The organism is Streptomyces fagopyri, from assembly GCF_009498275.1.
Classification (GTDB): domain Bacteria; phylum Actinomycetota; class Actinomycetes; order Streptomycetales; family Streptomycetaceae; genus Streptomyces; species Streptomyces fagopyri.
On sequence record NZ_CP045643.1, the window covers coordinates 4,048,491 to 4,060,342 of the forward strand.

Genomic DNA, 11,852 nt, shown 5'->3' on the forward strand with positions numbered 1-11,852 from the left:
CCCCGGATCCGGACTCCCGTCAGACCTCTTCGACGCTGCTCGGCTCGCGCCGGGACAGGTCGATGCCGAGCTCCTCCGCCGCGCGGAAGACGTCCTCGTCGGTGTCACGCATTTCGATGGACATACCGTCGCTGGACAGCACCTCCACGTTGAGGCAGAGAGACTGCATCTCCTTGATGAGCACCTTGAAGGACTCGGGGATGCCGGGCTCGGGGATGTTCTCGCCCTTGACGATGGCCTCGTAGACCTTCACGCGGCCGGTCACGTCGTCGGACTTGATGGTCAGCAGTTCCTGGAGGGCGTAAGCGGCGCCGTACGCCTCCAGCGCCCACACCTCCATCTCACCGAAGCGCTGGCCACCGAACTGGGCCTTACCACCCAGCGGCTGCTGGGTGATCATCGAGTACGGACCGGTCGAGCGGGCGTGCAGCTTGTCGTCGACCAGGTGGTGGAGCTTGAGGATGTACATGTAGCCGACCGAGATCGGCTCCGGGAACGGCTCGCCGGAGCGGCCGTCGAACAGCGGCGCCTTGCCGGTCGGGAGCACCATGCGCTCGCCGTCACGGTTCGGGATCGTGTGCTGCAGCAGACCCGCGAGCTCGTCCTCACGCGCACCGTCGAAGACGGGGGTGGCGACGTTGGTGCCCGGGACGACCTGGTCGGCGCCGATGGCCTGCAGGCGCTGCGCCCATTCCTCGCCGAGTCCGGAGACGTCCCAGCCGCGGCTGGCGAGCCAGCCGAGGTGGATCTCCAGGACCTGTCCCGGGTTCATTCGGGACGGGACACCGAGGGGGTTGAGGATGATGTCGACCGGGGTGCCGTCCTCCAGGAACGGCATGTCCTCGATCGGCAGGATCTTCGAGATGACGCCCTTGTTGCCGTGGCGGCCGGCGAGCTTGTCACCGTCCGTGATCTTGCGCTTCTGCGCCACGTAGACACGAACCAGCTGGTTCACGCCCGGCGGCAGCTCGTCGCCCTCTTCACGGTCGAAGACGCGGACGCCGATGACCTTGCCGATCTCGCCGTGCGGCACCTTCAGCGAGGTGTCGCGCACCTCGCGCGCCTTCTCACCGAAGATCGCGCGGAGCAGACGCTCCTCGGGGGTCAGCTCGGTCTCGCCCTTGGGCGTGACCTTGCCGACGAGGATGTCGCCGGCGACGACCTCGGCACCGATACGGATGATGCCGCGCTCGTCGAGGTCGGCGAGGACCTCCTCGGAGACGTTCGGGATGTCCCGGGTGATCTCCTCGGGGCCGAGCTTGGTGTCACGGGCGTCGACCTCGTGCTCCTCGATGTGGATCGAGGAGAGGACGTCGTCCTGCACGAGGCGCTGCGACAGGATGATCGCGTCCTCGTAGTTGTGACCCTCCCACGGCATGAACGCCACGAGCAGGTTCTTGCCGAGCGCCATCTCGCCGTTCTCGGTCGCCGGGCCGTCGGCCAGAACCTGGCCGGCGATGACCCGGGCGCCCTCGTCGACGACAACCTTCTGGTTGACGGACGTGCCCTGGTTGGAGCGGGAGAACTTGTGCAGGCGGTACGTGGTGTACGTGCCGTCGTCGTTGGCGGTGGTGACGTAGTCCGCGGAGACCTCCTGGACCACACCGTCCTTCTCCGACTTGAGCACGTCGCCGGCGTCGACGGCGCAGCGGTACTCCATGCCGGTGCCGACGAGCGGTGCCTCGGACTTGATGAGCGGAACGGCCTGGCGCATCATGTTCGCGCCCATGAGGGCACGGTTGGCGTCGTCGTGCTCCAGGAACGGGATCATCGCGGTCGCGACCGACACCATCTGGCGCGGCGAGACGTCCATGTAGTCGACGTCCTCACCGGGGACGTAGTCGACCTCTCCGCCACGACGGCGGACCAGAACGCGGGACTCCTCGAAGCGGAGCTCGTCGGTCAGCGGCGCGTTGGCCTGCGCGATGACGAACCGGTCCTCTTCGTCGGCCGTCAGGTAGTCGACGTCGTCGGTGACGATGCCGCCCGTGACCTTGCGGTACGGCGTCTCGACGAAACCGAACGCGTTGACCCGGCCGTAGGAGGCGAGCGAGCCGATCAGACCGATGTTCGGGCCTTCAGGGGTCTCGATCGGGCACATGCGGCCGTAGTGCGAGGGGTGCACGTCACGGACCTCGAAGCCGGCCCGCTCACGGGAGAGACCACCCGGGCCAAGAGCCGACAGACGGCGCTTGTGGGTGAGACCCGACAGCGGGTTGTTCTGGTCCATGAACTGCGACAGCTGGCTGGTGCCGAAGAACTCCTTGATGGAGGCGACGACCGGCCGGATGTTGATCAGGGTCTGCGGCGTGATCGCCTCGACGTCCTGGGTCGTCATGCGCTCGCGCACGACGCGCTCCATACGAGCCAGACCCGTGCGGACCTGGTTCTGGATGAGCTCGCCGACGTTGCGCAGACGACGGTTGCCGAAGTGGTCGATGTCGTCGGTCTCGACGACGATCGAGGTGCCGTTGTCGCCAACGGTCTCGGTCTCACCGGCGTGCAGCTTCACCAGGTACTTGATCGACGAGATGATGTCCTCGACGGTCAGGATGCCGGCGTCCAGCGGGGCCTCGCCGCCCAGCTTCTTGTTGACCTTGTAGCGGCCGACCTTGGCCAGGTCGTAGCGCTTCGGGTTGAAGTAGAGGTTCTCGAGCAGCGTCTGCGCGGCCTCACGGGTCGGGGGCTCACCCGGACGCAGCTTGCGGTAGATGTCGAGCAGCGCGTCGTCCTGGCCCTGGGTGTGGTCCTTCTCCAGGGTGGCGCGCATGGACTCGTACTCGCCGAACTCCTCGAGGATCTGCTCGGTGGTCCAGCCGAGAGCCTTCAGGAGAACGGTGACGGACTGCTTGCGCTTGCGGTCGATGCGGACACCGACCATGTCGCGCTTGTCGATCTCCATCTCCAGCCAGGCGCCCCGGGAGGGGATGACCTTCGCGGAGAAGATGTCCTTGTCGGACGTCTTGTCGATGGAGGAGTCGAAGTAGACACCCGGCGAGCGGACCAGCTGGGACACCACGACACGCTCGGTGCCGTTGATGACGAAGGTGCCCTTGTTGGTCATGAGCGGGAAGTCGCCCATGAAGACCGTCTGGGACTTGATCTCGCCGGTCTCGTTGTTGGTGAACTCGGCGGTGACGAAGAGCGGGGCCGCGTACGTGAAGTCGCGGTCCTTGCACTCGTCGATGGAGTTCTTCGGGGGCTCGAAGCGGTGGTCGCGGAACGTCAGGGACATCGACCCGGAGAAGTCCTCGATCGGGGAGATCTCCTCGAAGATCTCCTCCAGACCGGACTTCGTGGGGACGTCCTGTCCGCTGTCCAGAGCCGCCTCGACACGAGCCTTCCACGCTTCGTTTCCGAGCAGCCAGTCGAAGCTCTCGGTTTGCAGCGCAAGAAGGTTCGGAACCTCGAGGGGCTCCTTGATCTTTGCAAAGGAGATGCGCAGCGGGGCGGTGCTGGCGCCGTTGTTCGTATTCGCGGTCGAGGCAGTGCGCGAGGCGGCCAAGAGGGGGTCCTTCCGAGGGCTCGGACTCACTACGCGCGTACCGGCCCCCCACTGGGGCACAGAGACAGACTGTTCCCGACTCGGCCTGAAAGGCCAGGTCAGAGATAATCCGGTCGTCGGTGCTCAAGCGAGGGCATGCCCCTGGTGACGGGCAGGAGGCAGCTAACAGGCAGCGCAAAGGGTCAGTGTAGCCACTAGGCCCACTGATGTCCAGTCCCGGTTACTTGAGACCCTCTTCGTCGTTCTCAACACCTGCCGCAAGCCACGCCCTCAATGCACATCGATACTGCCCTCTTCGTCACCGATCCATGCCTCGGATCCGGATCGTTGTGACGACGCGTCCTGAGAATTGCGCGCTGCGTGCGGTTCGTCAAGGCCCCCCATGCCATGAGCAAGTGCCGCGATCGTCACGTGCACCCTGTCTTGCAGCCCGTCTTGCAGCCCGTCACGGGCTCGGCCGGAGGCACAACGAAGATCACCATACTCGTCGCGAACCGCAGTGCAAGGCAGCCGCTGCCGGACCCCCTGAACGCCGAAGAGCGACCACCCAGTTGGGTGATCGCTCTTCGGTGCGTCAGCGTTACAGCGCCACGCGGGCGACTGCGGCGATTCGCGAGGGAGCCCTCAGCGGGCTCCTGGGACTACTTGACCTCGACGGAGGCGCCGGCGCCCTTGAGGGACTCGGCGGCCTTCTCGGCGGCCTCCTTGGCGACCTTCTCGAGGACGGGCTTCGGAGCGCCGTCGACGAGGTCCTTGGCCTCCTTCAGGCCCAGCGAGGTGAGCTCACGCACGACCTTGATGACCTGGATCTTCTTCTCGCCGGCACCCGTGAGGATGACGTCGAACTCGTCCTGCTCCTCGACGGCCTCAGCGGCGGCGGGGCCGGCCGGACCGGCAACGGCGACCGCGGCGGCGGCGGTGACGTCGAACTTCTCCTCGAAGGCCTTCACGAACTCGGAGAGCTCGATGAGGGTGAGGTTCTCGAACTGCGCGAGCAGCTCTTCCTGGGACAGCTTCGCCATGATGGCGTCCTTCCACTCATTCGGCAGGTGCCGGGATGTACTGGTGAGGCGGGCGTACGTTCGGCCCGCTGCGACCGTCGCCTCAGGCGGCGGTCAATGCGCGAGCCGAATTACTCGGCACCGCCCTGCTCGGCCTGCTTGACACGAAGCGCCTCCGCGGTGCGGACGAACTTCGAGGGCAGCGCCTGGAAGAGACGAGCAGTCTGCGTCTGCTTGCCCTTGAAGGCACCCGCCAGCTTGGCGAGCAGAACCTCGCGGGACTCGAGGTCCGCAAGCTTCTTGATCTCGTCGGCGGACAGCGCCTTGCCGTCAAGGACACCGCCCTTGATGACGAGGTTGGGGTTGTCCTTGGCGAAGTCACGAAGACCCTTCGCCGACACCACCGGGTCACCGGTGATGAAGGCGACCGCCGTCGGACCGTTGAACAGGTCGTCGAGCGTGGAGATCCCGGCCTCGTTGGCCGCAATCTTGGTCAGCGTGTTCTTCACCACGGCGTACTGGGCGTCTTCACCGAGCGAACGGCGCAGCGTCTTGAGCTGCGCCACGGTGAGACCCCGGTACTCGGTCAGCACGGCGGCGTTCGAGCTGCGGAACTGGTCCGCGAGCTCGGCTACCGCGGCAGCCTTGTCGGGCCTTGCCATAGAGCGTCGGCCTCCTTCCGGGTGATGAGGACCGCTCGGAAGGGGCTGGGCAAACGAAACGCCCCGGCGCAGGCGCACGGGGCGTAGCTCGACCGGCTGGTCCGCAAGCTGGGCAAGCGGACTCCGGGAGCACATCCACGGTCACCTACGCGGGTCGTCCGCAATTTCAGCGGATCCTTCGGCCGCCCTGCCCTCTTGCGAGCGCAAAGCGACGACCAGCGGTCTTTGGCTTCTCGGGAACAGTACGTGAAGGGCGCGCTGTCAAGCAAATCCGCTCGGCAGCGCCCGGGTTCAGCTCTTCTTGAGCTCCTTCATCATCTCGGCCAGGTCGACGGTGTCCTTGGCCGGCGGGGCCTTCACCGTCACCGGCTTGTTGTAGTCCAGGAAGGTCACGGTCACGTCGAGCGGACCCTTTTCGGCGGCCGCGCGCACCCGTACCTGCTTGGTGTGGTCGTCCGGTCCGATCCACATGTCCATCGTGAGCTTGTCGGCCCCCAGGTCCTCGTACTGCTTCAGGCTGTTCTCGCGCTTCTCCCGCGTCGCCTTGTCCTCGTTCTTGAAGGAGGCGCGGAGGGCGTCGAGGGTGACCGTGCCCTTGTAGTGCGTGGTCTGTACGCCGTCGACCTTCTCGGCGCCGACCTTCTTCACGTCCTTGGAGCCGGTCAGGTAGGTGGATTCCTGGGACGGGTCCTGGTTGGCCTGGCTCGGCACTCCGCCGGCGCCGGGACCCGCGGACGCGTCCTTGGTCGCGCCCGAGACGTCGAACTTCATCCAGCTCTTGCCGTCCAGCTCCTTGGCCGCGGCCTCTCCCCCGCCCAGATACATCGCCCCGCCGACGACCCGGATCTCCACCTTGCCGTCGGCGCCCTTGTCGAGAGCGTTCATCTTCATGCTCATGGCCGGCGGCTTCATGCTCATCGCCGCCTCGGCCTCGACGCGGCCGGTCTCCGGGACCTTGCCGGTCATCCGGTAGGTGACGGAGGTGATGGCCTCCGTGTTCTTCGCCGCCTTGGCCACGGCCGCCGCGGGCGTCATCTCGGGCGACTCGTCACCCTTCGCACAGGCGACGGCGCCGCCCGAGAGGACGAGCGCGGCGAGTGCCGCCCCCGTCGCGCCACGACGCACGGAACCACGCACGGAAAGCATCAGGATCCCCCCAGGGAACATATGAACGATCTACAGATTTGGTGCGAGCGTAGCCCAGGGGGGTGCGTGTGGTCTTGCCAATTCTTTTGGCTTTCTTGAATCCCCGTTGCCTCAGCCGGCCGCGCCCCGCGTCTTCAGCAGGTCCTTGAAGTCGGCCGTGTCGCTCGCCGGCGGCGCCTGGCTGGAGACCTTCACCCCGTAGTCGCTGTAGTACGTGGTCGAGGACATCCTGCCGGTCGAGAGGTCGCCCTTGGAGACGGCCTTGACGAGCAGGTCGTCGCCGTCGACCCAGATGTCGACGTCCTCCGTCGTGAGGCCGGCCTGCGTGAACTGCTTCTTCAGGTCGGCGAGTTGGCCCGCGGAGAGGTGAGAGCTCCTGGCGGCGAGGTCCGAGGCGTCCACCGTGCCCGCGTAGTGCGTGGTCTGCTTGCCGCGGACCTTCTCCTCACCGACCTTCTTCACGTCACCGGAGGCCAGCAGGAGCTTCACCGACTGGTTCGGCGAGTTGTTCTGCATCTGGTCCTTCAGGAACGCTCCGGAGCCGCCCCCGAGCTGCGCCAGGTCGTCGTACGCGTACCTGATCCAGTGCTTGCCGCCGGCCTGCCGGGCGAAGGTCTCGCCCATCTTCGCGTAGTAGGCGTCGGACAGATAGCGGGCCTGCATGGACGTCGCGCCCACCTTGCGCATGGTCTCGGCCATCGTGCCGCCGGTGTAGGTGATCGTCATATTGCCGGTGAGGCCGTCGCTCCAGCCCATGACGCCGGCGGACTTCATGGACATCAGGGTGCCCATGGTCGTCGTCGACTCGATCCTGGCCGAGTCCGCGCCGTCGGTGGACTTCTCGGCGGACTGCAACGCCGCTACGGGGCTGAGACGGGTCGGGCTCTTGTGAGCGGCCTTGTCGTCCTTGCCGGATCCCCCCGACGAGCCCGGCGAGCAGGCGGCCACTGTCGTCAGCGCGCTCACCAGAGCGATCGCGAGGGTCACACGGCGCACGGTCGTGCTCTTCATCTGTCCCCACCCCTATGCGAATCCTGAGAGCTGCACGCTAGCGCAGCCCACTGACACCCGTATCGGAATATGTGTCCAGGAATGAGGACGGGCCCCGCACCTCGAAAGGTTGCGGGGCCCGTACCAAGAACGCGTACGCGACGCGGTCACCGGGGTGAGCGGAGGGCTCAGACGGCGGCCGGGTCCTCCTCGACGAGGAGGTTGCGGGTGCGGTTGGGGTCGACGGGGACGCCGGGGCCGACCGAAGAGCTGACGGCGGCCTTCTTGATGTAGCGACCCTTGGCGGCCGACGGCTTCAGACGGAGGATCTCGTCGAGGGCCGCACCGTAGTTCTCCACCAGCTGGGTGTCGTCGAAGGACACCTTGCCGATGATGAAGTGCAGGTTCGAGTGCTTGTCGACGCGGAACTCGATCTTGCCACCCTTGATCTCGGTGACAGCCTTGGCGACGTCCGGGGTCACGGTGCCGGTCTTGGGGTTCGGCATGAGACCACGGGGACCGAGCACGCGGCCGAGGCGGCCGACCTTGCCCATGAGGTCCGGGGTGGCGACGACGGCGTCGAAGTCCAGACGGCCCTTCGCGACCTCGTCGATCAGTTCGTCGGAGCCGACGATGTCGGCGCCCGCGGCCTCCGCGGCCGCAGCACGGTCACCGGTCGCGAAGACCAGGACCCGGGCAGTCTTGCCGGTGCCGTGCGGCAGGTTCACGGTGCCACGGACCATCTGGTCGGCCTTGCGCGGGTCGACACCCAGGCGGAAGGCGACCTCGACGGTGCCGTCGTACTTGCTCGTGGAGGTCTCCTTGGCGAGACGGACGGCCTCGAGCGGGGCGTAGAGCTTCTCCCGGTCGATCTTGGCGTCCGCAGCGCGGAGAGACTTGCTGCGCTTGCTCACTACTGCTCCTGATGTGTTCTGAGGAGTCGTGGTACGGGCCGAGCAGGCCCTGCCACGGTCGTTCTCGATGTGCGGCTCGCGCCGCGCGGCCTACGAAGGTGGGCGTCAGCCCTCGACCGTGATGCCCATGGAACGGGCGGTGCCGGCGATGATCTTCGACGCGGCGTCCAGGTCGTTCGCGTTCAGGTCGGGAAGCTTGGTCGTGGCGATCTCACGGACCTGCGCCTGGGTGATCTTGGCGACCTTGGTCTTGTGCGGCTCGCCCGAGCCCTTCTCGACACCGGCGGCCTTGAGGATCATCTTGGCGGCCGGCGGAGTCTTGGTGATGAAGGTGAAGGAACGGTCTTCGTAGACCGTGATCTCCACCGGGATCACCCAGCCACGCTGCGACTCGGTCGCGGCGTTGTAGGCCTTGCAGAACTCCATGATGTTGACGCCGTGCTGACCGAGCGCGGGGCCGACCGGCGGGGCCGGGTTCGCCGCACCGGCGTTGATCTGGAGCTTGATGAGCCCCGTGACCTTCTTCTTCTTGGGAGGCATGTGCTCTCTCCGGGTCCTAGTGAGAGTTTTCAGCTTCCGTCCGGTTCATCCGGATGGAGGCATACCGCACAACGATAACGGGTATCCATGCGGGGCCAAAAACCGAGCAGGTCAGACGGGCTGCGTGAGCCCGTCTGACCTGTTCGGAAGACGTACGTCCAGAAGCCGCTAGTTCTTCTGGATCTGGTCGAAGGAAAGCTCGACCGGGGTCTCGCGGCCGAAGATCTCGACGAGGCCCTTGACCTTCTTCGAGTCGGCGTTGATCTCGTTGATGGTCGCCTGCAGCGTGGCGAACGGACCGTCGGTGACGGTGACCGAGTCGCCGACCTCGAAGTCCAGCACCTGGACCTCGAGCTTGCGCTGCGGAGCGGGCTTGCCCTCGGCCTCGGCGGCCTCACGCGCGGCCTTCTCCTCGGCCTCCGGAGCGAGCATCTTGACGATCTCGTCCAGGGTCAGCGGGTACGGGTCGTAGGCGTTGCCCACGAAGCCGGTCACGCCTGGAGTGTTGCGGACGACGCCCCAGGACTCGTTCGTCAGATCCATGCGCACCAGCACGTAGCCGGGGAGCTTGTTCTGGCGAACGGTCTTGCGCTCGCCGTTCTTGATCTGCGCGACCTCTTCCTGCGGCACCTCGGCCTGGAAGATGAAGTCCTCGACGTTCAGCGAGACGGCACGCTGTTCGAGGTTGGTCTTCACGCGGTTCTCGTAACCGGCGTAGGTGTGGATGACGTACCACTCGCCGGGGAGGGTGCGGAGCTCCTCACGGAGGGCCTGCACGGGGTCGACGGGCTCGGCCGGCTCGGCCTCCGCCTCATCGGCGTCCTCGTCCTCGGCGAGAGCGTCCTCGGGGACGTCCTCGTCCTCGACGTCCTCACCGGACTCGTCCTCGACGTGCAGGGCCGTTTCCTCGGCGGGCTCGCCGGCGGCGGCATCGGCAGCCTCGAACTCGTCCACGACGTCCGCTCCCTCGACGATGTCGAGCTCGTCGTCAACGGACTCGACCGACTCGCTGGCGTCGTTCAGGTTCGGGTCAGACACGGTGGCTGCTTCTTCCTGGATACATGGGGGTGGAACGCGCGAAAGGGGCGCCGGTGACGGCGCCCTTCGCTCTCGGCTCAGCCGAAGACGTACTTGGCGGCGTGGTTGAGCCCGTAGTCAATCACGGTCACCAGGCCGATCATGATGACGACGAAAACGATCACCACTGTGGTGTACGTCGTCAGCTGATTGCGAGTCGGCCAGACGACCTTGCGGAGCTCCGCGACGATCTGGCGATAGAAGGTGGCGAGGCGCTTCAGCGGGCCCTTCTTGGCACGCTTACCACCCTTGCGAGCCTTCTTCTTGGACTCAGGCGCCTCGGCATCAGGCATGTCGATGGAGCCCACGGCGTCCGTCACTCGTCCTCACCTGATTCCGGGTCGTGGCCGCGTCGCGCCCGGTTGAGCCGCACGGCGGTGCATTGCAGTACGTACATGCGTGCACACATCCTGGCGAAGGAGTGTGTAGCAGGGCCGGAGGGACTTGAACCCCCAACCGCTGGTTTTGGAGACCAGTGCTCTACCAATTGAGCTACGACCCTTTGGTTTTCCCCCAACGTACCGCATCCGACCGAGTGCTCGCTGTGCGCACGGTGGGTGCGGGCCGTGAAGGCCAACGAGGTGAGAGTGTACGTGGTCCGGGGCCGGTCGTCGAACAGAAAGTGTCCGTACGGGCTTTGTCCGTCGGAGATCGACTGCCGGGCCGCGCGCGTCCGGACTGGTGTTCCCACGCTGTTCAGTCTGTGAAACCCGCGTGCCGGGGGCGTTTCCGGTCTGAAACGATGGGCCCCATGAGCGCTGCAACCCCTCCCACCGAGCGCCGGGTCTCCGCCCGAGTCGGCGCGATCTCCGAGTCCGCCACTCTCGCCGTGGACGCCAAGGCCAAGGCCCTCAAGGCCGCCGGGCGGCCGGTGATCGGCTTCGGCGCCGGTGAGCCCGACTTCCCGACCCCGGACTACATCGTCCAGGCCGCCATCGAGGCCTGCTCCAACCCGAAGTACCACCGCTACACGCCGGCCGGCGGCCTCCCCGAGCTGAAGGCCGCCATCGCCGCCAAGACCCTGCGCGACTCCGGCTACGAGGTGGAGGCCGCCCAGGTCCTGGTGACCAACGGCGGCAAGCAGGCCATCTACGAGGCCTTCGCCGCCATCCTCGACCCGGGCGACGAGGTCATCGTCCCGGCTCCCTACTGGACGACCTACCCGGAGTCCATCCGTCTCGCCGGCGGTGTCCCGGTCGAGGTGGTCGCCGACGAGACCACCGGCTACCGCGTGTCGGTCGAGCAGCTGGAGGCCGCCCGCACCGAGCACACCAAGGTGCTGCTCTTCGTGTCCCCGTCCAACCCGACGGGCGCGGTCTACACCCGCGAGCAGATCGAGGAGATCGGCCGCTGGGCCGCCGGCAAGGGCCTCTGGGTCCTGACCGACGAGATCTACGAGCACCTGGTCTACGGCGACGCCGAGTTCCACTCCCTGCCCGTGGTGGTGCCCGAGCTCGCCGACAAGTGCATCGTCGTCAACGGCGTGGCGAAGACGTACGCCATGACCGGCTGGCGCGTGGGCTGGGTCATCGGCCCCAAGGACGTCATCAAGGCCGCGACCAACCTCCAGTCGCACGCCACCTCGAACGTGTCCAACGTGGCCCAGGTCGCCGCCCTGGCCGCCGTCTCCGGCGACCTGACGGCCGTGGCCGAGATGCGCGAGGCCTTCGACCGCCGCCGCAAGACCATCGTGCGGATGCTCAACGAGATCGAGGGCGTCCTGTGCCCCGAGCCCGAGGGCGCCTTCTACGCGTACCCCTCGGTCAAGGCCGTGCTCGGCAAGGAGATCCGCGGCAGGCGCCCCCGGGACACGGTGGAGCTCGCCGCGCTCATCCTGGAGGAGGCCGAGGTCGCGGTCGTCCCGGGCGAGGCCTTCGGCACGCCGGGGTATCTGCGGCTGTCGTACGCCCTGGGTGACGAGGACCTCGTCGAGGGCGTCAGCCGGATCCAGAAGCTGCTGGCCGAGGCGCAGGACTGACCTCCCGGACGCTCTCGCGCGTCCTCGGGGACGCCGAGC

The 11,852-nt window shown here is 66.8% G+C and carries 10 protein-coding genes and 1 tRNA gene; 1 reads left to right on the forward strand and 10 read right to left on the reverse strand.

What is annotated here, in order from left to right; genetic code table 11:
* Nucleotides 1-19: 19 nt before the first annotated feature.
* The 10 genes from rpoB to GFH48_RS17340 all read right to left on the reverse strand — a co-directional run bounded on the left by rpoB (nt 20) and on the right by GFH48_RS17340 (nt 10,337).
* Nucleotides 20-3,505 carry a DNA-directed RNA polymerase subunit beta gene (rpoB, locus tag GFH48_RS17295; RefSeq protein WP_153289130.1) on the reverse strand — a complete coding sequence of 1,162 codons (3,486 nt, stop codon included), beginning with the start codon at nt 3,503-3,505 and terminating at the stop codon, nt 20-22.
* 641 nt (nt 3,506-4,146) lie between these two features.
* On the reverse strand, nt 4,147-4,527 hold the full coding sequence (gene rplL, locus GFH48_RS17300; RefSeq protein ID WP_153289131.1) for a 50S ribosomal protein L7/L12: 381 nt from the start codon (nt 4,525-4,527) through the stop codon (nt 4,147-4,149).
* A 110-nt stretch (nt 4,528-4,637) separates the two neighbouring features.
* Nucleotides 4,638-5,168: a 50S ribosomal protein L10 gene (rplJ, locus tag GFH48_RS17305; protein ID WP_153289132.1), complete on the reverse strand. Its 531-nt coding sequence runs from the start codon at nt 5,166-5,168 to the stop codon at nt 4,638-4,640.
* Between the two features lie 291 nt (nt 5,169-5,459).
* Entirely contained in the window at nt 5,460-6,305 is an 846-nt protein-coding gene (locus tag GFH48_RS17310) for a LolA-like protein (RefSeq protein ID WP_194280603.1), read from the reverse strand.
* Between the two features lie 120 nt (nt 6,306-6,425).
* On the reverse strand, nt 6,426-7,325 hold the full coding sequence (locus GFH48_RS17315; RefSeq protein ID WP_153289134.1) for a LolA-like protein: 900 nt from the start codon (nt 7,323-7,325) through the stop codon (nt 6,426-6,428).
* A gap of 167 nt (nt 7,326-7,492) precedes the next feature.
* Nucleotides 7,493-8,218, reverse strand: a complete 726-nt coding sequence (gene rplA, locus GFH48_RS17320; protein WP_153289135.1) for a 50S ribosomal protein L1 — start codon at nt 8,216-8,218, stop codon at nt 7,493-7,495.
* Between the two features lie 105 nt (nt 8,219-8,323).
* On the reverse strand, nt 8,324-8,758 hold the full coding sequence (gene rplK, locus GFH48_RS17325; protein WP_006383482.1) for a 50S ribosomal protein L11: 435 nt from the start codon (nt 8,756-8,758) through the stop codon (nt 8,324-8,326).
* Between the two features lie 168 nt (nt 8,759-8,926).
* Nucleotides 8,927-9,796 carry a transcription termination/antitermination protein NusG gene (gene nusG / locus GFH48_RS17330; RefSeq protein WP_153289136.1) on the reverse strand — a complete coding sequence of 290 codons (870 nt, stop codon included), beginning with the start codon at nt 9,794-9,796 and terminating at the stop codon, nt 8,927-8,929.
* Between the two features lie 77 nt (nt 9,797-9,873).
* Nucleotides 9,874-10,155: a preprotein translocase subunit SecE gene (gene secE / locus GFH48_RS17335; RefSeq protein ID WP_153289137.1), complete on the reverse strand. Its 282-nt coding sequence runs from the start codon at nt 10,153-10,155 to the stop codon at nt 9,874-9,876.
* Between the two features lie 109 nt (nt 10,156-10,264).
* Nucleotides 10,265-10,337 (reverse strand) — tRNA-Trp (locus tag GFH48_RS17340).
* A 249-nt stretch (nt 10,338-10,586) separates the two neighbouring features.
* Between GFH48_RS17340 and GFH48_RS17345 the strand changes: the two genes are divergently transcribed.
* Nucleotides 10,587-11,813, forward strand: a complete 1,227-nt coding sequence (locus GFH48_RS17345; protein ID WP_153289138.1) for a pyridoxal phosphate-dependent aminotransferase — start codon at nt 10,587-10,589, stop codon at nt 11,811-11,813.
* The last annotated feature ends 39 nt before the right edge of the window (nt 11,814-11,852 follow it).